Here is a 21312-nt window from a genome sequence, read left to right as displayed (position 1 = left end):
GGCCGGGCCCGTGTCGGACCTCACGCGAAGGGGGTTCGGTCAGCGTACCGGGAGTTGCACGACGGTGTCCGCGCCAGCACCGGGTGCGCCGCACTCCGGGCCCACCGCCCACACCCAGATGCCGTTGGCCGCGCTGAACCGGACGATCATCGCCGGTTTCCCGTCGAACCTGGCGTAGTCCACCAGCTCCACCGCGATCTGGCCGGCCCCGTTGTTCCGCGTGATGGCATCGAGGCAGCCGATCAGCCCGGCCGGGTCGATCAGCCGGGCGAGAGGACTGAATCCGCTGGCCTGCTCCGCGGCCGCCGGCTCCGAGCTCTCCGACAGGACACCGGCCTGGGACCGTTTCGCGCTCGTCGCGACCAGCGTGCCCGCGGAGTAGTCGGTGTCGCTGAAGATCACGTTGTCCGCCGGGATGCTGGCCATCATCGGGGCGCTCTGGTCGGCGGCGCTTCCGGCCGCGGTGCTTTCCGCGCTGTCGTCGGTCATGCCCACGTCGGAGAGTTGGCTCACGCCGAATCCGGCGAACGCGAGCAGGGCGGCCGCCACTCCGATCGGCGCGGCCCACCGTCGTGCCCGCGCACGCCGCACCCCATCAAGATCAACAACCTTCGCGGGTACGGCGGCCGCAGCCCCCGGCATCTCCTCCGGGACCCGGAACATCGCGTCCAGGCGGGCCGCCAGATCATCGGGCATCGGCTCGGGCTCGAACTCCCGCAGTGCCTCCTCGACCGCGATCATGCCGGGTTCCAGCAGCTCGAAAGCCCTGCGCCAGGCCGGGTCCCCGGACACCAGGGTGGCCACTCGCTCCTGGTCCGGGGTGCCGTCCAGGGCGCCACCGACATAGTCGGCGAGAAGGTCGAGGTCGACCCCGTCGAACTCGGCGCCCGTCACCGTGGTTCCCTCCGTTCCGGTCCGGTCGGCAGCGGTCTCGCCGACTCCGACCTGGATGGGACGGTCCCACCGTCGGTCCGGTTCCCCCGGAGATATCCCAGGGTCACCGCCATTCTGGCCCGGCCGCGGGCGCACCGGCTCTTCACCGTCCCCTCCGCCACGCCGAGCATCGCCGCCGCCTCGGCCACGCCGTACCCCTGCACGTCGACCAGCACGATCGCGGCCCGCTGCTCGACCGGCAGGGCGGCCAGCGCCTCCCGCACCACGAGAACCGTGTCCTGGTCGGGGGTGGGTGCGGCCGGCTCCGGAGCGGAGGGTCGGTCGTCGTCACGGTTGCCCTCCGGCAGCGGCACGGTCGGGTGTGCCTGCCGGCGGCGGATCCGGTCGAGGCAGGCGTTCACCACGATCCGGTGCAGCCACGTCGTGACGGCCGCCTCGCCACGGAACCGGGCCGCATTGCGATGCGCGTTGAGCAGGGCGTCCTGAACCGCGTCGGCGGCCTCCTCGCGGTCGCCGACGGTCCGCAGCGCCACCGCCCAGAGCCGGTCCCGATGGCGGCGGACCAGCTCGGCGAACGCCTCCCGGTCGCCGGCCACGTGGGCACGGATCAGCTCGGCGTCGCTCGGCGTCGCACCTGATCCGTCCCGGAAAGTCACGTCAGCAATCTAGTGCAGGGGGACACGCCGTGAGGTCTCAGTATCCGTACAGCTCGATCTCGTTGACGTTGACCTGGTAGCCCGGGGTGTCCTCGTTACGCGGCAGCTCGCTCAGGAAGACCATGACGTACTGGTACTTCTGGGTCGAGTCGGCGACCGAGAGCACGTGCTTCGTGCCGGTGCTCTTGGTCGGGCCACCCTCGGCGTCGCTGAGCGACGTGAACTGCTCGAGCACCTTCTTGTCGCCGGTGGAGCTGTCACCCGGGTCGCTCGTGCCGACCCGCAGGTCCATCACCACACCCGGCATCGACGTGAAGACCTGCACCTCGGACAGCGACCGTGCCTCGCCCAGGTCGATCAGCAGGCCCATGCCCTTCTTGTTGTTACCGAACTTGGGCTGCGAATACCACGCCAGCTTCCACGCGGTCTCCTGGTCGCCGTCGACGGTGAGCTTGGCCTCGGCGGTGTCGTCACGGTCGCCGGGCGGCGGGTCGACGATGCGCACCATGTCGGCGGTCAGCTTGATCGGCTTCGGCACGGGCGCCTGGGTCTGCGTCACGTCGGGGGTGTCGGTCTGCCCCGTGCCGCCGTCGGCCGTCGTCGACTGGCCGCTGTCGGCGTTGGAGCTGGTGTCGTTGATCGCGTTGATGCCGAAGATCAGGCCGATGATCGCGATGACCACCAGGGCACCGACCCCGAGCAGGATCTTCGGCGCGCTGCGGACCGGCTCGCTGGAGCCCGAACTGCCGCCCTGCACGAAGCGCAGGGGACCGACGTCCTCGAACTCGTCGTCCTCGGAGGCGGCGTCCAGCCGGCCGAGCTCCGCGGTGAGCGCGTCGGACGCCGGGGCGGCGACGCGACGGTCCAGTAGGTCCATGGTCAGATCGTCGAGGTACGCCGGGACACCGGCCCGGATCTGACGTGGAGCCGCCGGGTTGCCGGAACTGTCGCGATTCGCATCCGGAAGGCCGGACTGGCCCACCTCGGCGTGCGGCCAGTGACCGGTGAGAGCGAAATACAGAATGCCGCCGACCGCGCGGACGTCCGCCTCGGCGCTGTCGGCCGCGTCGGCCCGCGCGTCGGCCAGCACGACACGGCCGTCGTCAGCGATCAGGGTGCTGCCGGGATGCACATTGCCGTGCACCATGCCGGTGGCGTGCACCGCGGTGAGCGCGTCGGCCACCGAGTGTGCGATGGCGATCGCCCGGGCCGGGTCCAGGGGGCCCTCGGCGCCGATCAGATCGCGCAGCGACTCGCCGTCCACCCACTCCCGGACCACATAGGCCCGCTGCTGCTCGTCGATCGCGTCATAGACGCCGACCAGGTTGGGGTGGATCACCCGGCTCGCCGCGACGGCGGCCTGGAGCATCTCGGTGGCGGAATCACCGCCCGGATGCCGGAGCACGACGGCGACCGCCCGGCGCAGGATGACGTCGATGCCGCGCCAGACCTGCCGGCCCGCACTGTCGTTGTTGACGTGCTGTTCCAGCTGGTAGCGCTCGGCCAGGATCTCACCGACGGCGGGGGCACCGAAGGTCATGACCGGCCCGGCTCCGTCGGCCGCGGTCTCGTGGCCTTCGCCGACCTGGGTCACCAGTCCTCCCTCGGTGGTGCATTCCTCGGTGTGCTTCTCGGGTGCTACAGGCTCGGGCACTGAACGACACGAGGATCCGGCGCACATGCCGACACCGACCATACCCGTACTCGGCCATGGTCTGGCAGGTCGTCCCCCCGGCGCGGCATCGGCGCCAGGCGACACGAATCGGCTGATTCAGTGCCTGATCAGTCGAGAATCACCTGTTCAGGACGTTTATCGGGGGATCAGCGACCGATCTTCCGGCGAACCATCCCGACCACCTGGCTCACCTCGTGAACACGCAGCAGCAGAGCCGTGCCCAGGTAGGCGATCAGGATCACCGCACCGCCGACGGCGATCTGCACGATCGCCTCGACCCGGCCGTCCGGCTCGCCCGAGCCGGGCAGCAGCTGCACCACGAACAGCGCCAGCCCGGCCGCCACACCGGCGGCCACCGCGACCTTGAGCAGGGCTACGAGCACCGAGCCCAGGTTCAGCCGACCGATCCGGCGCCGCAGGACGGCCAGCGAGATCAGGGCGGACAGCAGGTAGGAGATGCCGTTGGCGGCGGTCATCCCGGCCGCGGTCAAGGACGCGTCGAGGATCGCCGCGAGCACGAAATACCCGGTGATCCGGGCCGCGACCACCGGCAGGTTGATCAGCGCGGCGGTCTTGTTGCCCTGCAGCGCGTAGAAGACGTTGGTGCAGAGGAAGCTGATCGACAGCGGCAGCACGGCGAACGCCGCGACGGTCAGAACCGTGCCCATGTCCAGCGCGTCCGCGTTGGTGATGCGCCCGCCCTGAAAGAGGAAGACGGCAATCGGCCCGCTCAGCACGGCGTAGGCCACCACGATCGGGGCCAGGGCCGCGGACACCAGCCTGATGCCGCGGCTCAGGTCGTCGACGACCTCGTTGAGCCGGCCCTCGGCGGCGGCCGCGCTCATTTTCGGCAGCAGGGCGGTGATCACCGAGACGCCGATGATCCCGTGCGCCATCATCATCAGCAGGAAGACGTTGTTGAACGCCAGGGCGCCGGGGTTGTCCTCGCCGCCGGCGCTGTTCAGGGCCCGGACCAGCGCGAAGACCGCGATCTGGTTGGCGGCGACGTAGCAGAGCATCCAGCCGGCCAGGTGGCCGATCTCGCGCAGCCCGAGCTCGCGCGGCGCCCAGCGCCACTTCCAGCGGAAACCGACCTTGCGCAGGGCCGGCAGCAGGCCGACCGCCTGCACGACCATGCCGAGCAGGGTGCCGGCTCCGATCAGAACCAGTTCGGCCGTGCTGATGTTCTCCGCGGTCAGTTCCTTGTCCGTCCCGAAGGCCAGCAGGAACACCCCACACACCGCGATCACCACGATGTTGTTGAGGATCGGTGCCCACATCGGGGCTGCGAAATGACCGCGTACGTTCAACACGGCGCCGATCAGCGCCGACAGGCCGGTGAAGAAGATGATCGGCAGGATCAGGTAAGAGAAGTTCGTGACCAGCTCACGGAAGGCCTGGTCGGTGTTGTCGCCGCTCGTCTGGATCGCTGTGATCAGTGGCGCCGCGAGCACCACCAGGACGGTTGCGATCCCGAGCATGACCACCGCGAAGGACAGCAGCCGCTGGGTGAACTCCTGGCCGCCGTCCGGTTCGGCCTTGCGCCGCCGCACCAGCAGCGGGATCAACACGCTGGAGAGGATGCCGCCGAGCAGCAGCTCGTAGATCTGACCGGGCAGGAACTGGGCGCCGGTGTAGGCGTTACCGACCGCCTGGCCGAGAACCATGCCGATCAGCGCGTTGCGGACGAACCCGATCACCCGGCTCACCAGGCTGCCGATCGCCATGATCGCGCTCTGACCGGCGGTGCTTCCACCCTCGGGCGCGGACTGCCGCTGCGGCTCCGAAGCCGGGGCGTCCACCGAGACCACGGTGACGCCCTCCTGCGCCGACGGTCGCCCGTCCGGTGTCGCATGCGTGCTGCGGTACAGGCCGCCGTTCACCCGAGCCTCCCGAGCCCTACCGATGATGGAGCCACCATAAAGGCAGACATCACACGTGGTGACGGAGGAGGGTGCCGGGCTCGGCCCCGGCCAGGGTCTCCACCACCCAGCATGCCTCCAGCGGAACGAGAGGCTCACTGAGCGCATCGAGCACGGTCGGGTGGTCGCAGCCCGCCCCGGTCAGCGCGCCGAGCAGGGCCGGCACCGCCGTCAGGTCGCCCGAGCCGACGATCCGCCCGGCCAGCGAGCGCGTCGCGGCGTACCAGTCATGATTTGGCATCTCGGTCAGCAGAGCGCTCGCGTGGCGTACCAGATCGGAAAGGTCCTCGTGCGGAAAGCGATGCCCGGCACGGACCTGGAGCCGCGCCTGGGCCGGGGTGCTCAGGGACGCGATCGCGGCCTCGTCCAGAACCTGCGGCGACGAAACCTGCGGCGCCGGCCACCAGCGCTCGCTCGTGAAGAGCGGCAGCGGGGCCTGCTCCGGACCGCTCGCCAGGGCCGCCAGCTGCTCGTCGAAGGGGATCTCCCGGCGCAGCGACCGGTACGCGGCCTCGCGCACCGCAGCGATCTCCGCCGGATCGTCGTCGGCGGCGGCCGGCGCGAACGGCGACAGCAACGCCACCACCAGACCGGGATGCGGCAGCAGCGGGTCGGACAGTGCGATCAACCGGGCGAAGCGCTCCAGCTCCCACCAGCGCAGAGCCGCCGGGTACGGCCCCGACGGCGGCGCCCAGCCCAGTTGCACCGGTTCGCTGGCCGACGGCCGGCGCAGCCCGAGAGCGCGGTCCCCGGAGGGCAGCTCGATGTCGAGCACCAGCGCGTAGCCGCCCACCACCGGAAACGAGAGGTGCACCTCGGCGGGCAGACCCTCGGTGTCGAACGGCTCACCCGTCCAGAAGGCAGGGGTCTCGGCCAGGCGTCGCAGCGCCTCGGAAACGGGCATCCTGTCATCCTGCCCGGCGACACCCTCAGCTGCCACGGCCGATACCCTGGTAACCCCATGTCTGTTCTGAATTCCGCCCAGCAGAAAGCGGTAGCCGAGCTGCTCCGCGTGTCCCCCGTCGCCGACGAGCTCGGCCGGCGGTTCGCCGCCGCAGGTCACGAGCTGCATCTGGTCGGCGGTTCGGTCCGCGACGCGCTGCTCGGCAGCCTCGGCGACGACCTCGATTTCTGCACCGACGCCCACCCCGAGCAGACCCTCACCGTGGTGAACGGGTGGGCCGACGCGATCTGGGAGACCGGGCGCGAGTTCGGCACGATCGGCATCCAGAAGAACGGGCTGCGGATCGAGATCACCACGTTCCGGGCCGAGGCCTATGACGGGGTGACGCGCAATCCGGTGGTGTCCTACGGGACGTCGCTGCTGGACGACCTGTCGCGGCGTGACTTCACGATCAACGCGATGGCCGTCTCGGTGCCGGGACACGAGTTCACCGACCCGTTCGGCGGCCTGCGGGACCTCGCGGCGCGGGTGATCCGTACGCCGGCGGCGCCGCAGATCTCGTTCGGCGACGATCCACTTCGGATGCTGCGGGCGGCGCGGTTCGCGGCGAAGCTGCGGTTCACGGTGGACCCGGCGGTGGTGACCGCCATGTCGGACATGGCCGCTGATCTCGACCGGATCACCGCGGAACGGATCCGGGACGAGTTCACCAAGCTGATGTCCAGCGTCGACCCGATCGCCGGGCTGCGGCTGCTCGTCGACACCGGGCTGGCCGACCGCTTCCTGCCCGAGATCTCCGGCCTGAAGCTGGAGATCGACGAGCACGCCCAGCACAAGGACGTCTACGAGCACACGCTGATCGTGGTGAGCAACGCGATGCGGCTCGAGGGTGACGAGGGCCCGGACTTCGTGCTCCGGATGGCCTCGCTCATGCACGACATCGGCAAGCCCGCCACCAAGGCGGTCGGGCGGGACGGCCGGGTCAGCTTCCACCACCACGAGGTGGTCGGCGCGCGGCTCACCAAACAGCGGATGAAAGCCCTGAAATACCCCAAGGACGTGACCGGCGAGGTGGTCGGGCTGGTCGCCCTTCACCTTCGTTTCTACGGGTACGGGCGGGGCGAGTGGACCGACTCGGCCGTCCGGCGGTATGTGACCGACGCCGGCCCGCTGCTGTCCCGGCTGCACAAGCTGACCCGCTCCGACGTCACCACCCGCAACCGGCGCAAGGCCGCCCAGCTGGCCGCGGACTACGACGCGCTGGAGGTGCGGATCGACCGGATCGCGGCCGAGGAGGACCTCGCCAAGGTCCGCCCCGACCTGGACGGCAACGCGATCATGGAGCTGCTCGGAGTGCCGCCGGGCCCGATCGTCGGTCAGGCGTGGCGCTTCCTGAAGGAGCTCCGTCTCGACCACGGGCCGCTCGACCGGGACGAAGCCGAGGCGGAGCTCTTCAAGTGGGCCCGGGAGCAGGGCCACATCTCCTGACCTTCGGCAGGCCGATGCTCAGGTCGCGGCCAGGCGCGCAAGGGATCGGAATTTTTGCATGTCCTGTGGAAGCGGGTTGCGTCGATACGGTAGCGTTCTGAACCGCAGTGATCATCCCCCTGAACGGCCCCTCCGAACCCCAGGGACAACCATGACCTCCGTACGCTCCCGCGTCTTCGCCGCCCTGCTGGCCGCCGTTCCCACCGCCGGTCTGCTGGCCGTCGCGTCGCCCGCGCAGGCCGCCACCCTCGACATCACCGTCAAGTCGGTCTCGATCAGCAAGAGCGTCTTCGTGCTGGGCTCCGGCGCCGGCTGCCAGAATTTCACCATCACCGCCGTCACCAGCGCGCCGATCCCGACCGCCGGCTACGAGATCGCCGGTGTGGGCGCCGACATCGAGGCCCCGAGCGGCAAGACGGTCAACGGTGGCCAGTTCGCCCAGGTCGGCTCGACGGCCACCTACAAGGGCACGTTCAAGATGTGCGGCAAGGACACGGCCGGCCGCTACACCGTGAACGTCTACGGCGCCCAGATGAAGGCGGGCAGCGAGCCCGAGCTCACCAACGTCGTGAGCAAGAAGATCTACCTGAAGCGGCCCTCCAAGCTGACCCTGAACGCCGCTCCCGAGCCGGTCGTCAAGGGGCAAGAAGCTGACCGCCAAGGGTGTCCTCAAGGTCAACGGCAAGGTGCTCGGCGGCGCCAAGGTCAAGGTCTACTTCAAGCCGGCCGGTGCCACCACCTTCACCTACAAGGGCACCGCCACCACCAACGGCAAGGGCGTCTACAGCAAGAAGTTCACCGCCACCAAGAGCGGCGTGTGGCAGGTCGTCTACGCCGGCAACACCAGCCGCAACGCCGCGACGGCCGTCGACGGCGTCAAGGTCAAGTAGCCTGTCGTACCCCCGGGGCAGACTTGGGGGCATGTTCGTCATCGAGACGCCGATCGGTCCGCTCGGTGTGACCGTCGACGGCCCGGCCGTGGTGGGTGTGCGTTTCGCCGCCCGGCCGGGCCCGTCCACGGAGCATCCGGCGGTCGAGCAGCTGCGGGACTACTTCTCCGGCACGCTGACCGACTTCACCGTGCCGTTCGAGCTGCGCGGCGGGTCGGAGTTCGAGCGGGCCGTCTGGGGCGAGATCGCGAAGATCCCCTATGGCGAGATGATCACCTATGGGGCGATCGCCACGGCGCTGGGTGATCCGGGTGCGGCCCGCGCTGTCGGCACGGCCTGCAACCGCAATCCGATCCCGGTGATCGTCCCCTGCCACCGGGTGGTCGGAGCGGGCGGCAAGATGGTCGGCTTCGGCGGCGGCCTCGACCGCAAACGGATCCTGCTCGAGATCGAGGCCCGGGTCGCGCTGCAGAAGGCCTGGAGCTGACGCCGTACCGAATCCGGGTGTGCGAAAGGCCGGCCCACGATGTGGGCCGGCCTTTGCCGCTCAGCTTGCGCTTCGCTCGGGTGACGCGCGTCAGCGCTCGATGTCGCCCTTGATGAAGGCCTCGACGGCCGCGTGGGCGTCGTGGTCGCTGTACTGCACCGGCGGGGACTTCATGAAGTAGGAGGACGCCGAGAGGATCGGGCCACCGATGCCGCGGTCCTTGGCGATCTTCGCGGCGCGGACCGCGTCGATGATCACACCGGCCGAGTTCGGCGAGTCCCACACCTCGAGCTTGAGCTCGGCGTTCAGCGGGGTGTCACCGAAGGAGCGGCCCTCCAGGCGGATGTAGGCCCACTTCCGGTCGTCGAGCCACGGCACGTGGTCGGACGGGCCGATGTGCACGTCGCTCTTGAGCATCTCGTGCGGGATCTGGGAGGTCACCGACTGGGTCTTCGAGATCTTCTTCGAGACCAGGCGGTTGCGCTCCAGCATGTTCATGAAGTCCATGTTGCCGCCGAAGTTGAGCTGGTACGTGCGCAGCAGCTCGACACCGCGGTCTTCGAACAGCTTCGCCAGCGCGCGGTGCACGATGGTGGCGCCGACCTGGCTCTTGATGTCGTCACCGACGATCGGCAGGCCCGCGTCCTCGAACTTCTTCGCCCAGACCGGGTCGGAGGCGATGAAGACGGGCAGAGCGTTCACGAACGCGCAGCCGGCGTCGATCGCGGCCTGCGCGTAGAACTTGTCGGCCTCCTCGGAGCCCACCGGCAGGTAGGAGACGACGACGTCGACCTCGGCGTCGCGCAGAGCCTGCACGACGTCGACCGGCTCGGCCGAGGACTCCTCGATGATCTCGCGGTAGTAGGTGCCGAGACCGTCGAAGGTCGGACCACGCTGAACGGACACGCCGCTCGGCGGCACGTCGGTCAGCTTGATGGTGTTGTTCTCGCTGGCGACGATCGCCTCGCTGAGGTCCATGCCGACCTTCTTGGCGTCCACATCGAACGCCGCGACGAACTTCACATCCGAGACGTGATAGTCGCCGAAGGTCACGTGCATGAGACCCGGGACGCGGTCGTTGGGGTCGGCGTTCTTGTAGTACTCCACGCCCTGCACGAGGGACGAGGCGCAGTTACCCACACCGACGATGGCGACGCGGACGGAACCCATCGCGTTTGCCTCCTTGTTGTTCATCACGGCCGGTCCGGTTGCGGACTCGGTGTTTCCGGGGGATCGGGGTTGAGAGCGCCGGCGAGACCGGCACGATTTCGAAAAGCGGGGGTACGGCCGGAGCGCTCGTTGGTGATCAGCTCCTCCAGCCAGCGGACCTCGCGCTCGCACGCGTCCAGCCCGTGCCGCTGCAACTCGAGCGTGTAGGCGTCGAGGCGGTCGGCGGCGCGGGCGAGCACCTCGCGCAGCCCCTCGCGGCGCTCCTCGATGCGGCGCCGGCGGCCCTCCAGGATGCGCAGCCGGGTGGCGCGATCGGTCCTGGAGAAGAAGGTGAAGTGGACCCCGAAACCCGCGTCGTCGTACGTCTCCGGGCCAGCCTGGGTGAGGAGGTCGGCGAAATGCTCCTTGCCCTCGGCCGTGATCTTGTAGACAACCCGCCCCCGCTTGCTGGTCATCGGGGGGATGATGTCGTTGTTGGCCTCTGCCTCACCGATCCAGCCGGCAAGCTTCAGCCGCTTCAACGTCGGGTAAAGAGTGCCGTAACTGATCGCGGCGCGGAGTGTGCCGAGTTTGGTGGCGAGTTCCTTGCGGAGCTCGTAACCGTGCATCGGAGCCTCCTGCAGGAGGCCGAGGATCGCCATCTCCAGCATTGGCCCCTCCCCACATGTGCGCTCCGATGTATCGGCTCGATACATCGTCACCGTAGATCGGGACGGCCATGGGCGCAACTCGGGCATCGTGTGCAGTCGCCGTGCCACGCAGCGTGATGGCGTTCGCCGGGAAAGCGACGACCGCGTACTCTCTTCGCCATGCGCACGCAGCGGCAGGTGGTCGACTACTCGCTACAGAAGCGGGCAGTCCTGCGTGACGTTCGGAGCGGCCGTATCGGCACGCTCGAAGTCTGCGACGCGTCTCCTTACTTGAGAAACGCGGCTACGTACCATGGTGAGCCCATCGACGAGCGTTGCCCGATCTGCCGACGGGAAAACCTGACGCTCGTGCACTACGTCTATGGCGACGAGCTCAAGCAGTCCGCCGGGCAGGCCCGCAAACTGGCCGAACTGCCCGTCATGGCGATGACGCTGCGTGAGTTTCAGGTCTTCGTCGTAGAGGTGTGCCGCGCTTGTGCGTGGAATCACCTGGTCGAGAGGTTCGTGCTCGGTCGCGACGGCCTCGCCGCTGAGGAGACGTTGCATTCCGGGGCTATGGTCTCGTCCGGTGGTGGGGGATCCCGCCGGACAGGTGACTCGGCACACAACGGGGAGGGCCGGAGATGAACCGGACCGATCTGGTTAACGTGTACGGGTTTGGGGCCGGCGTACGGTCCTCGCAGACACAAGACAAGGGGGCTGCCGGGACCGCAGCCCATAACGCCCGCTCGAGGCGCAGTGTGGGGACGGCTCGTCCGGGCCTCCCGACCGCGCCCCCGCGACCGGTAGGTGTGAGGGAATGAACGCGTACGGCGATCCGCAGTCCGCACGAGCCCGGGCCAGAGTGCCCGGGCCGTCCGCTGCTTCCACGCCTGACGACCAGCCAGCCGGCGAGGCCCGGCCCCGCCCGGACGCTTACCGGCGTCCATCCGGTGCCGCCTCGGTAGGCGGTCAGCCGGGACGGGCATCCGTCGGCTCCGCCTCGGTCGGCTCGGCCGCCCCTGGCCGTGCCGCGGTCGGTGGCCGCGCCTCGGTGGGCGCCGCTCCGGTCGGCGGCCGTGCCTCGGTGAGCGGCGCGTCCATCGGTGGCCGCGCCTCCGTGCCACCGGGCGGCGGCGGGCCTCCCGGCGGTGGTGGCGGTGGATCCGGCGGCTCCGGTGGGTCCGGTGGCAAGAAGCCCCGCAGCAAGTCCGACAAGAAGTACCGGCGCGCCAACATCCTGACGGCGGCCGCCGCCGTGCTGGTCATCATGCTCGGCGTCGGCATCGTCGGCGGCACCTACTTCTTCGACGACGTGAAGCTCAAAACGCCGGAGGCGGAGGCGCAGATGAACATCATCTACGACGCCACCGGCAAGAACGTCCTCGCCAAAGAGGGCGAACCCCGGATCAACGTGCCGTACCAGCAGATCAGCGATGTCATGATGAACGCTGTCGCGGCCGCCGAGGACAAGAACTTCTGGACGCACAACGGCATCGACATGAAGGGCATCGCCCGCGCCGCGTGGAACAACTTCACCGGCGGCGACCGGCAGGGTGCCTCGACCATCACCCAGCAGTACGCGCGGCACGTTGCTCAGGAAAAGGACATCACCTACAGCCGCAAGCTGCGCGAGGCGGTGCTCGCCCGGAAGCTCGAGTCGGAGTACGACAAAAAAGAGATCATGGGCATGTACCTGAACTACATCGACCTCGGTGAGGGACGGTACGGCGTCGAGGCCGCGGCCCAGGGCTATTTCGGCAAGTCGGTGAAGAATGGCGCCAAGAACGCGATCAACGCGTACGAGGCGGCGGTGCTCGCTTCGATCATCAAGCAGCCCTACCCGACCGACACGCATGCGGGCTACGACCCGAACTACAACCTCAAAGACGCCAAGGACCGGTGGGAGTACACCCTCGCGAACATGTACGAGATGAATGCGATCTCGAAGGCGGACTACGACGCCCGGAAGTACCCCACGGTCAAGCCGATCGCCAAGGCCAGCTCCAAGAAGAGTGCCGATCAGAAGCCGGTCGGCATGGTGCTGCGGCATGTTCAGTACGAATTGAAGCAGCTCGGCATCAAGGAAGCGGACCTGGAAAAGGGCGGCTTCACGATCACCACCACGATCAACCCGAAGGTGCAGAAGGCGGCGGAGGCGGCCGGCTCGAAGCTGAGCAAGACCTCGCCGATGTACGACCTCCGCACGAGGAAGTACCAGGCCGCGGTGATCGGTATCGACCCGACGAACGGCGAGGTGCTCGGGTACTACGGCGGTGACGACCCGAACGGCATCGACTACGCCGGTTACATGTCCGGTGATGGCAGTGGCGTCCCGGCGAACGGTGGCCAGTCCCCGGGCTCGACCTTCAAGATCTACACCCTGGCGGCCGGTCTGAAGGAGGACATCTCCTTCAAGACGATCTGGAACGGCAGGAAGGAGAAGGTCGGCGGTGGCAAGATCAGCAACGCCGGAGCGGATGACAACAGTGTCTGTGGCGGCAAGATCGAGTTCTGCGACCTGGAGACCGCGACCGTCAAGTCGTACAACTTCCCGTTCTACTGGATCGCGGAAGGCATCGGCCAGGACAAGGTGATCGCGGCCGCCAACGCCGCCGGTGTCGGCACCATGTGGAACGACGACGGCAAGAAGATCGACCTGAACAACACCAAGCCCGCCACGTGGAAGAACAACTTCGACAACGAGGTCGCGTTCGGCCAGTACCGGGTGGTTCCGCTCGAGCACGCCGAGGGTGTCGCCACCATCGTGAACGAGGGTGTGCACCACAACGCGCACTTCATCAAGACGATCAAGCAGCGCGATGGGGAGACCGGGGTCGAGAAGATCATCCACAGCGCCGACAAGGGCGGCAACCGGGTCTTCGCCGCCGACAAGATGTCCGACCTGCTCGGCGTCATGGCCAAGATCCCGGGGCACGCCGGCAACACGATCAACGGCCGTGAGTCGGTCGCCAAGAGTGGCACCTGGGAGGTCGAGGTCAACGGCGAGAGCCTGAACGGCGACACCTGGTTCGTCGGTGGCATCCCGCAGCTGGCCGCGACCGTCTGGGTCGGTGGCTCCGGCAACCGTGTCTCGCTGAAGGAGGCCGACGGCGGCCCGATGTTCGGCTCCGGCACCCCCGCCGCCATCTGGGAAGAGTTCATCGAGACCACGGCCGAGGCGATGAAGTGGGAGGAGAAGGACTTCCCCGAGCGCATTCCGACCGGTAACCCGGAGAGTGAGTACGCCAACGGTGTCGCCCCGGTCGAGGTGCCCACGACCGACCAGAACAGCCAGTTCTGCCAGACCTTCCCGACCAACCCGCTGTGCCAGATCAACAACGGTGGCCCCGCCGGTCCGGGCGGGAACAACGGTGGCCCGAACGGCGGCAACAACACCGGTAACGGCGACGAAGACGGCGATTGACGCCCCGGATCGTTGACAACGGCGCCCACCTCGACGAGGTGGGCGCCGTTTCGTATGGGGCACCTGTGAAGATCGGGACGCCACCGTGGCCCGTCACCCCTCGCGGCCGCTGATGCGGCATGATGCCAAGACATGAGCGCCCAACCGCCCACCGATCGGCCTGACGTCGCGAATGCCACCTCGGACGGTTTCGTGCGGGGACTCTCCCAAGCCATCGGCGGCCCACTCGGTGCACACGCCGTGCCACCGGGCTCCCGGCCCGGCCGGTTCTGGACCGCACCGCGCATCGTGATGGCGCTGGCCTGCCTGGTCCTGGCGCTCTCCTGGGTGCAGAAATCGCCCTGCATGGACGGCAACTGGCAGAACAACGTCCAGTACACCCGGTACTGCTACACCGACGTGCTGGCGCTGTACTACGCCGAGGGCCTGAACGAGGGCAAGGTGCCCTACGTCGACCATCCGGTCGAGTACCCGGTGGTCACCGGCTACTTCATGGGCGCGCTGGGGCTGCCGGTGCACGCGTACGGCGCGAGCCACCCGAACATCAACCAGGGCAGCTGGTTCTACAACGTCAACGCGCTGGTGCTCTGCCTGTTCGCGGTCCTCAGCGTCGCCGTGGTCCTGGCCTTGCGCCGGCGCCGGCCATCGGACTGTTCGCTCTCGGCCTGTTCCTCTGGGCGCGACGACGTCCGGGCTGGGCCGGGGTGCTCTTCGGGCTGGGCGCGGCGGCCAAACTGTGGCCGCTGTTCATCCTCGGGCCGATCCTCATCGTGGCGCTGCGTACCGGGCGGTTGCGGCCGTTCTTCGGGGCGTTCCTGGCCACCGGCGCGACCTGGCTGCTGGTCAACCTGCCGGTCATGGTCTTCTGGCACGAGAGCTGGCTGCGGTTCTTCCGGCTCAACTCGGAGCGGCCGGTCGACTGGGGCACGTTCTGGTACATCGGGCGTTACCTGGACGGGAAGTGGAACGCGGGCACGGTGGGCGACCAGGGCCCGTTCCAGTGGCTCAGCGACCACATCCCGACCCTCAACTACCTTTCGTACGCGCTCTTCGGTCTCTCCTGTGTGGGCATTCTGCTGTTGGGCCTGCTCGCCCCGCGCCGTCCGCGGATCAGCCAGCTCGCCTTCCTCGTGGTCGCCGCCTTCCTGATCTTCAGCAAGGTGTGGTCCCAGCAGTACGTGCTCTGGCTGCTCCCGCTGATCGCACTGGCCCGTCCCAAGTGGGGTGCCGTCATCGCGTGGAGCCTCGCCGAGGTCGCCTACCTGGCCGCCTTCTACGCCGAGCTGATCGGTGCCGGCGGCAAGACCGTCATCCCGGAGGGCACCTTCGTCCTGGCCTCCACCTTCCGCCTGGTCACCGTGGCGGTGCTGTTCTTCCTGGTGGCCCGCGAGATCTGGCGGCCGGAACTGGACGACGTCCGGCGCTCCTACGGCGGCGCGGACCCGGACGCCGGCAAGCTCGACGGTCCGGAGGCCCCCTGGCTCACCGGGTTCCGCGGCTACTTCCGGATGGGCCCGTCCCAGGAGGCGCCGGTGCTGCCGGACGAGCCGAGCCCGGCCGTTCAGTTGAGGTAGAAGACCACGGCGTCCGGGAGATCCTCCCGGCGGATCTGCAACGCGTCCACCGGCAGGTCGACGGCGTCTTCCCAGGAGGTGCCGGCCACCTGGTCACGCAGCAGCAGGACCTTCCGGACGCCGATCGACTCCAGGTACTCGATGCTGGTCGCGTCCGGGAAGCCGGCCGCCTTGGCGCGCAACTCGTTCTGCTGGGTCGCGTTGAAACCGCCGCCGCCGTTGGCGATCTGCTGGAACCGCGAGGTGGTCCACAGCTGCACGGTCTGATCGGTCAGATCGGCGGTGGGCAGGACCAGCATCGGGCCGGGGACGGTACGCAGGGCGGGCGGTTGCGCGGCCACCTGCGGGTGTGCCGTGGTGTTCCAGCCCTCCAGCGCCACCAGGATCAGTGGGATCAGGGTGGCCAGGCGCAGCCACGGGCCGGGCCACGGTGGAATCCGCTGGGCGGCCCAGTGCTCGATCCGGCGGACGAAATCGTCCACGGCGCCCGCCGCCAGGATCGCCAGCAGCAGGGTCACCCAGAGCATCAGGCGGCCCGGGATGCGCAGGTCGAACGCGGCCGGGAAGTGGCCGAACACCGGAAGGTACGTCCAGTGGCCGCCGAAGAAGTTGGTCCCCAGCGTGAGGATCACCGTGACCACGAGACCGATGACCAGCATCGCGCGGTGCCGCAGCCGCCACACCGAGAGGAACAGGCCGGCCAGGGCCAGGGCGTACAGCGCGAAACCGGGAAGCAGGGACATCTCGGCGGCCCAGCCGAGCGAGGCCCGGGGGGTGGCGTGTGCGGCGCCCCAGATGCGGGACTCGGCCGGGCCGATCAGCAGACTCCGCAGCGGCGGCGAGAAGAAGGTGATCTCCTCGATCCGTGAGCCGGTGTCCTTGAGCCGGATGTACGGCACGGCCATCAGGATGCCGACCGACAGGAAGATCGTCGCGCCCAGGATGTTGATGTTGGTGAGCAGCCAGCCGATGACCGGTTTTCGCTCCGGCCTGGGCGGGCCCGCCAGGTAACGGCCCAGACTGATCCACCGTCGCCGGGGTGGGCTCTCCAGCACATCGGTACGCGGTCCCGCTGGCGTTGCCTTGCCCACCTCCATCGACGCGGCCACCTGAACCTCGGACCTCGGCCGGCCGGGCTTCGGCGGATCGGTCACCGGCGGCGTCTCCGGCCCGGTCACGCCCGGCTTCAGCGGAGCCGCTACCGGCTGCACCTCCGGCTCGGGTCCGTCGGCCTTGGATGCCGCTTTCACGGACGCGCCGGCCGGGGCCGGTACAGCCGACTTTGCCGCCTCGGCCGGGCCGGCCAGTGCCGCGCGCCTGCCACGCCGCAGGCTCCAGCGCCGTCCGGGCACGGCAGCGGCGCGCTTCTCCCGCCGGGACTGGCGGAAATTTCTGATCAACCCGGCGGCGACCAGCGTGATCAGGATCAGGCCCAGCGCGTACGCGAAAGGAATGCCCAGGGAGAAGCCGAGGGTGAGTTGCCAGATCGCCGTCAGCCACCCGGCGACGGCCCAGGCGGCGCGCCGGCGCTTGGGCCGGAAGCCGTACCGGAGTGAATAGCCGTGCCCGCGGGCGAGCATGGCCAGCGCCAGCGGGATGGCGCCCGCCGAGATGATGTTGAGATGCCCCTCCTGTGCCAGACGCCATGGCGCGTAGGCGAACGCGACCGCCGCCACGGCCGCGCCGGTGGGCCGGGCGCCGAGCTGACGGACCAGGGCGTAGGCGCCGATCAGCAGTAGTGCGTGGGCCAGCACGAACAGGATGTTGTACCGCAGGATCGCGGCACTCGGGCCGTCGCCGAGCATCCCGGCGAACGCATACCCGAACAGGCTGTCACCGAAGGCGAAGCTGTCTTTCTGTGGGTAGTAGGCGTTCGACTGCCACAGCCGGGCCGGGTCGTCGATCACCGCGTGCCCGGCCCAGGCGACGCGCCACGCCTGGCGGGTCGGGTCGCCGAGGTCCTGCGGCAGGGTGTGCATCGGATAGCGCAGGGTGGGCCAGGTCATCATCACGGCGAGCAGGCAGCCGGCGTAGACGACGAGCGCGTACTCGTGGACCACCGACCGGCTCAGCGCCCGCAGCGTCCGCCGGAGGAGCCCGGGTGGCTGCTCCGGGATCGCGGCGAAGACACTCCACGGATCCGGTGGCGCGCCGGGCGGGCGGGCGTCCTTCGCCGTCGCCGGAGCGCTTGCCTTCTTTTCCAGCGTCCCGGCCTTGGCGGCGGGTGCGGTCTGCTCTGAGCGGCCGATCTTGGCGGCGGGCGACTCCGCCGTACCGTTGCCGGGTTTGTCCTCTTTGTTTACCGGTGCTGTCGCGCGCCGCGGCGGCAGGAGCCCGAGCAACCGCCGCGGCCCACGGCGCGCGGAAGTCTCCGCGGCGGCCACGGACGACTTCGGTTGCGGCTGCTCGGTCATGACCCTCCCGGTGGCCCTACGTCAGCTGCCCGCCCGCTCCCGCAGTAGGGCGATGTCGGCGGTCTGCCCCTCCACCCCGCCCGGCGTCTCCACAATGGCGGGAGCACCGGAAGCCCGGATCGCGGCCACCACCAACTCGGGGTCGATCTTCCCACTGCCGATGTTGTCGTGGCGGTCCTGGCCGGAGTCGAATCCACCCTTCGAATCGTTGGCGTGGATCAGGTCGATCCGCCCGGTGATCGACTTGATCCGGTCGACGATGCCGGTCAGATCCTCCCCGCCCGCGAACGCATGGCAGGTGTCCAGGCAGAACCCGGCCCCGAAGCGGCCGACCTCGTCCCACAGGCGGGCCAGATCGTCGAAGCGGCGGGCGCACGCGTTGTCCCCACCCGCGGTGTTCTCGATCAGCACCGGGAGCGGGAGGCCGCCTTCGCTCTCCGCATACTCGAAGGCCTTTCGCCAGTTCGTGAAGCCGGCGGTGAGATCGGCGCCCGCGCCGACGTGCCCGCCGTGCACGATCAGGCCCTTCGCGCCCAACTCGGCGGCGGCGCGGGCGTGCGCCATCAGCAGTTTGCGGCTGGGGATGCGGATCCGGTTGTTCGGCGAGGCGACATTCACGATGTACGGCGCATGCACGAACACCTCCACCTCGGAAGCCCGGATCCGCTCCGCGTCCTCGCGTGGTTTGGGCGAGTTGTATTTCTGCGGGTCGGTCAGGAAGAACTGGACGGCGTCGGCCCCGCGGGCGGCGGCCTCGGCCAGCGGGTCGGCGGAATCGACATGGGCTCCGATGCGCATGGAACGAGCCTACGACGCGGGTACGACGCTCTCCCGCCGCGTCACCGGCCTCCGCCGCCCCTCGTTAGCTCCATTGATCACGCTTGACGAATTGCCGGGCGCGCCCGGCGGTGGACTAGGGGATGGTGCATGTCGCGGCAGTTCCGATACCGGATGGCGGCGCTGGGGTTGAGTGCGTTGATCTTCGGCGTGCCGCTGCTCACGAACGGGACGGCGAGTGCCGAACAGCTCGAGGGGAACGATCGCCAGGTCAGTTTCGGCGGCGGTGGGATGCTCGGCCTGTCCTGCGGGTCGAAGCCGAGCGTCGAGTCGATGACGGTGCCGGCCAGCAGCGTCGTCCGAGTCGTCAACCAGACCGGGCACGACGCCCAGCTCAAGCTCGCCGGCTCACCGAAGGGCACCATTCCGGCGGACGGCACGGCCGAGGTCGTGTTCCGGCGCGGCACCACCGAGGTGCTGCTCACGCCGGACTGCCCCCTCGATGAGAATCCGGTTCCGATGCTGGTCACGGCCACCACGGCGGCGGACTCCACGGCCCAGTCCGACCCGGTTCCGGCCCCCACCGACGGGAACGGCGCCGCGGTGGCGATGGCGAAACCGGTCGGACCGGGATCGCCGGCGCACTCCCGTACCTCCGGCTCGATCCTGCCCGATGGGCTGGCGCCGCATTCGGGCCCGGACCGGACCTCGCCGAAGTCCGCGCGCTCGGGGAACCGTCACCCCGCCGACCCGAGGCCGGCCACCGCGATGCGGAACGTGAACATCGCGGCGCAGGCCTTGCCGCAGGGCGGCGTCGCGCCGCGGATCAAAGACAAGATCATTAGGGGTACGGGGATCGGCACGCCCGCGTTCGCCGGCATGCCGCCCGGAGACCGGAGGACGATCCTGCCCGACGCCGTCACCGCGCCGCGGCCCCCGGCCCGGGAGGACGTCGCCCCGCCCACCATGGCCGAGGCGGGGGCGCCGGCCACCGATACGGCCGGGGCGGGCAGTTTCGCGGCCGCCGAGCCGGTCGCCGCGGTGGGCCGGATCGACGAGGGGCACCCGCTCGGCCTGCTGGGCCTGACCGCCCTGGTCTGCGTTCTGGGCGTGGCAACCGCCGCGATTCGGGCAATCGCGTCACAACGTGCATCTCGTACAAATATGGTTTAAGCTCGTCCTTGCAAGCTCCGCGGGGCGTGCGCGCCCAACCTCATCGGTGTGGTCGTTCCTCCCCAGGTCCCACCCAACGAATCGGGACGGGCGCCCCGCGGCTCCCGTCGACGGCCCCGTCCACCCGGACGGGGCCGTCGTTTTTGGCATGGCGGCCGGCGTGGGTATGCTGGCTCGGTTCGCAGTGTGTCCGCCGTGGGCGCTTCTCTCCCACGGCTTTCCTTCTGCGTTCGACACAAGACCTCCTGCCACGGAAATACCGTGGCCGCATAGCCCACAGGAGGTGAGAACGTCTTGCGTCATTACGAACTCATGGTGATCCTCGACCCTTCGCTCGAGGAGCGCACCGTCGCCCCGTCGCTCGACCAGTACCTGAACGTGATCAGGACCGCGGGTGGCTCGGTGGAGAAGCTCGACATCTGGGGCCGTCGCCGGCTCTCGTTCGAGATCAACAAGAAGGCTGAAGGCATCTACGCGGTCGTCGACCTGCAGGCGACGCCCGAGGCCGTGGCCGAGCTGGACCGTCAGCTGCGGCTGAACGAGTCCATCCTGCGTACCAAGGTCATCCGTCCCGAGACCCGCTGAGGCGTTTTTGTCAGAGGGTCCTGAGACCCTTTGCGGCAACGACTGAAGCGGCGAGGAGAAGTTCATGGCAGGAGAAACCACCATCACGGTCGTCGGCAACCTGACCGACGACCCGGAGCTCCGTTTCACCCCTTCGGGTGCGGCGGTCGCCAAGTTCCGCATCGCTTCGACGCCGCGGACCTTGGATCGGCAAACGGGCGAATGGAAAGACGGCGAGCCACTCTTCCTCGCGTGCAACATCTGGCGTGACGCCGCCGAGCACGTCGCCGAGTCGCTGACACGTGGCGCTCGGGTGATCGTGCAGGGTCGGCTGCGCCAGCGGTCCTACGAGACCAAAGAGGGCGAGAAGCGCACCGTCTACGAGCTCGAGGTCGACGAGATCGGCCCGTCCCTGCGCTACGCCACGGCGAAGGTGCAGAAGGCGAGCAGGTCCGGCGGCGGCGGAGGGGGCGGTTTCGGCTCCTCCGGCGGTGGTGGCGGCAACCGGCAGTTCGGCGGCAACAGTGGCGGCGGTCGTGGCAACAGCAACGACTTCGACGACCCCTGGGCCACGGCTGCTCCGGCCGGCGGCGGCCGCTCCGGCGGTGGCGGCGGCAACTCCTCGTTCGACGACGAGCCTCCCTTCTGAGCCTTCGGGCTTTCCAGGA

17 protein-coding genes and 1 pseudogene are annotated in these 21312 nt (G+C 69.1%); 9 read left to right on the top strand and 9 right to left on the bottom strand.

Translation table 11 applies throughout. The features are described 5' to 3' along the window. Positions 1 to 39: 39 nt before the first annotated feature. The 5 genes from IEZ13_RS20490 to IEZ13_RS20470 form a co-directional block, all read right to left on the bottom strand. Positions 40 to 894 (bottom strand): hypothetical protein, encoded by an 855-nt coding sequence (locus IEZ13_RS20490; protein ID WP_183226535.1) that lies wholly within the window; start codon positions 892 to 894, stop codon positions 40 to 42. Further along, positions 891 to 1550 carry an RNA polymerase sigma factor SigM gene (gene sigM, locus IEZ13_RS20485; RefSeq protein WP_229794819.1) on the bottom strand — a complete coding sequence of 220 codons (660 nt, stop codon included), beginning with the start codon at positions 1548 to 1550 and terminating at the stop codon, positions 891 to 893. The genes IEZ13_RS20490 and sigM overlap by 4 nt, the downstream gene beginning before the upstream one ends. A gap of 37 nt (positions 1551 to 1587) precedes the next feature. Beyond that, positions 1588 to 3204, bottom strand: a complete 1617-nt coding sequence (locus IEZ13_RS20480; RefSeq protein ID WP_372441894.1) for a protein kinase family protein — start codon at positions 3202 to 3204, stop codon at positions 1588 to 1590. A 167-nt stretch (positions 3205 to 3371) separates the two neighbouring features. Beyond that, complete coding sequence (gene murJ, locus IEZ13_RS20475) at positions 3372 to 5108, bottom strand: murein biosynthesis integral membrane protein MurJ (protein ID WP_229794817.1); 1737 nt, start codon at positions 5106 to 5108, stop codon at positions 3372 to 3374. Between the two features lie 49 nt (positions 5109 to 5157). Beyond that, positions 5158 to 6051 (bottom strand): hypothetical protein, encoded by an 894-nt coding sequence (locus tag IEZ13_RS20470; protein WP_183226532.1) that lies wholly within the window; start codon positions 6049 to 6051, stop codon positions 5158 to 5160. 57 nt (positions 6052 to 6108) lie between these two features. Here IEZ13_RS20470 and IEZ13_RS20465 point away from each other — a divergent pair, with 57 nt between their 5' ends. The 3 genes from IEZ13_RS20465 to IEZ13_RS20455 all read left to right on the top strand — a co-directional run bounded on the left by IEZ13_RS20465 (position 6109) and on the right by IEZ13_RS20455 (position 8916). Continuing rightward, entirely contained in the window at positions 6109 to 7539 is a 1431-nt protein-coding gene (locus IEZ13_RS20465; RefSeq protein ID WP_183226531.1) for a CCA tRNA nucleotidyltransferase, read from the top strand. A gap of 686 nt (positions 7540 to 8225) precedes the next feature. Then, positions 8226 to 8429, top strand: a complete 204-nt coding sequence (locus IEZ13_RS20460) for a hypothetical protein (RefSeq protein WP_183226530.1) — start codon at positions 8226 to 8228, stop codon at positions 8427 to 8429. 31 nt (positions 8430 to 8460) lie between these two features. Then, positions 8461 to 8916: a methylated-DNA--[protein]-cysteine S-methyltransferase gene (locus IEZ13_RS20455; RefSeq protein ID WP_183226529.1), complete on the top strand. Its 456-nt coding sequence runs from the start codon at positions 8461 to 8463 to the stop codon at positions 8914 to 8916. Between the two features lie 90 nt (positions 8917 to 9006). Here the strand turns inward: IEZ13_RS20455 and IEZ13_RS20450 are convergent, their stop codons facing one another. Together IEZ13_RS20450 and IEZ13_RS20445 are read right to left on the bottom strand one after the other, a co-directional pair. Beyond that, entirely contained in the window at positions 9007 to 10086 is a 1080-nt protein-coding gene (locus IEZ13_RS20450) for an inositol-3-phosphate synthase (RefSeq protein WP_183226528.1), read from the bottom strand. Between the two features lie 23 nt (positions 10087 to 10109). Next, positions 10110 to 10736 (bottom strand): PadR family transcriptional regulator, encoded by a 627-nt coding sequence (locus tag IEZ13_RS20445; RefSeq protein WP_183226527.1) that lies wholly within the window; start codon positions 10734 to 10736, stop codon positions 10110 to 10112. A gap of 159 nt (positions 10737 to 10895) precedes the next feature. Between IEZ13_RS20445 and IEZ13_RS20440 the strand changes: the two genes are divergently transcribed. From IEZ13_RS20440 to IEZ13_RS20430, 3 genes and pseudogenes are all read left to right on the top strand, one after another. Then, the gene (locus IEZ13_RS20440) at positions 10896 to 11363 is read left to right on the top strand and encodes a DUF5318 domain-containing protein (RefSeq protein ID WP_183226526.1); all 468 of its coding nucleotides are present in this window, start codon (positions 10896 to 10898) and stop codon (positions 11361 to 11363) included. Between the two features lie 406 nt (positions 11364 to 11769). Beyond that, positions 11770 to 14142, top strand: coding sequence for a transglycosylase domain-containing protein (locus IEZ13_RS20435; protein ID WP_229794816.1), 2373 nt, complete (start codon positions 11770 to 11772; stop codon positions 14140 to 14142). A gap of 132 nt (positions 14143 to 14274) precedes the next feature. Then, positions 14275 to 15716 (top strand): annotated as a pseudogene (locus IEZ13_RS20430) (glycosyltransferase family 87 protein). Here the strand turns inward: IEZ13_RS20430 and IEZ13_RS46645 are convergent. Then, positions 15704 to 18130, bottom strand: a complete 2427-nt coding sequence (locus tag IEZ13_RS46645) for a hypothetical protein (protein ID WP_229794815.1) — start codon at positions 18128 to 18130, stop codon at positions 15704 to 15706. The pseudogene IEZ13_RS20430 and the gene IEZ13_RS46645 sit on opposite strands and share 13 nt — an antisense overlap. 21 nt (positions 18131 to 18151) lie before the next feature. After that, positions 18152 to 18928: a deoxyribonuclease IV gene (locus IEZ13_RS20420; protein WP_183226524.1), complete on the bottom strand. Its 777-nt coding sequence runs from the start codon at positions 18926 to 18928 to the stop codon at positions 18152 to 18154. A gap of 129 nt (positions 18929 to 19057) precedes the next feature. Between IEZ13_RS20420 and IEZ13_RS20415 the strand changes: the two genes are divergently transcribed. The 3 genes from IEZ13_RS20415 (at position 19058) to IEZ13_RS20405 (ending at position 21293) form a co-directional block, all read left to right on the top strand. Next, positions 19058 to 20080: a hypothetical protein gene (locus IEZ13_RS20415; protein WP_183226523.1), complete on the top strand. Its 1023-nt coding sequence runs from the start codon at positions 19058 to 19060 to the stop codon at positions 20078 to 20080. A 294-nt stretch (positions 20081 to 20374) separates the two neighbouring features. Then, positions 20375 to 20665 (top strand): 30S ribosomal protein S6, encoded by a 291-nt coding sequence (gene rpsF, locus IEZ13_RS20410; RefSeq protein WP_183226522.1) that lies wholly within the window; start codon positions 20375 to 20377, stop codon positions 20663 to 20665. A 64-nt stretch (positions 20666 to 20729) separates the two neighbouring features. Further along, the gene (locus tag IEZ13_RS20405; RefSeq protein WP_183226521.1) at positions 20730 to 21293 is read left to right on the top strand and encodes a single-stranded DNA-binding protein; all 564 of its coding nucleotides are present in this window, start codon (positions 20730 to 20732) and stop codon (positions 21291 to 21293) included. Positions 21294 to 21312: the final 19 nt, after the last annotated feature.

The organism is Actinoplanes campanulatus, assembly GCF_014647795.1.
Lineage (GTDB): Bacteria > Actinomycetota > Actinomycetes > Mycobacteriales > Micromonosporaceae > Actinoplanes > Actinoplanes campanulatus.
This window is presented reverse-complemented; position numbering and strand designations above follow the sequence as displayed.

Excerpts from the sequence above, each read along its gene's own strand:
- IEZ13_RS20470 (WP_183226532.1), bottom strand. The coding sequence starts at position 6,051 with ATGCCCGTTTCCGAGGCGCTGCGACGCCTGGCCGAGACCCCTGCCTTC.
- IEZ13_RS20465 (WP_183226531.1), top strand. The coding sequence starts at position 6,109 with ATGTCTGTTCTGAATTCCGCCCAGCAGAAAGCGGTAGCCGAGCTGCTC.
- IEZ13_RS20455 (WP_183226529.1), top strand. The coding sequence starts at position 8,461 with ATGTTCGTCATCGAGACGCCGATCGGTCCGCTCGGTGTGACCGTCGAC.
- IEZ13_RS20450 (WP_183226528.1), bottom strand. The coding sequence starts at position 10,086 with ATGGGTTCCGTCCGCGTCGCCATCGTCGGTGTGGGTAACTGCGCCTCG.
- IEZ13_RS20445 (WP_183226527.1), bottom strand. The coding sequence starts at position 10,736 with ATGCTGGAGATGGCGATCCTCGGCCTCCTGCAGGAGGCTCCGATGCAC.
- IEZ13_RS20440 (WP_183226526.1), top strand. The coding sequence starts at position 10,896 with ATGCGCACGCAGCGGCAGGTGGTCGACTACTCGCTACAGAAGCGGGCA.
- IEZ13_RS46645 (WP_229794815.1), bottom strand. The coding sequence starts at position 18,130 with ATGACCGAGCAGCCGCAACCGAAGTCGTCCGTGGCCGCCGCGGAGACT.
- IEZ13_RS20420 (WP_183226524.1), bottom strand. The coding sequence starts at position 18,928 with ATGCGCATCGGAGCCCATGTCGATTCCGCCGACCCGCTGGCCGAGGCC.
- IEZ13_RS20415 (WP_183226523.1), top strand. The coding sequence starts at position 19,058 with ATGTCGCGGCAGTTCCGATACCGGATGGCGGCGCTGGGGTTGAGTGCG.
- IEZ13_RS20405 (WP_183226521.1), top strand. The coding sequence starts at position 20,730 with ATGGCAGGAGAAACCACCATCACGGTCGTCGGCAACCTGACCGACGAC.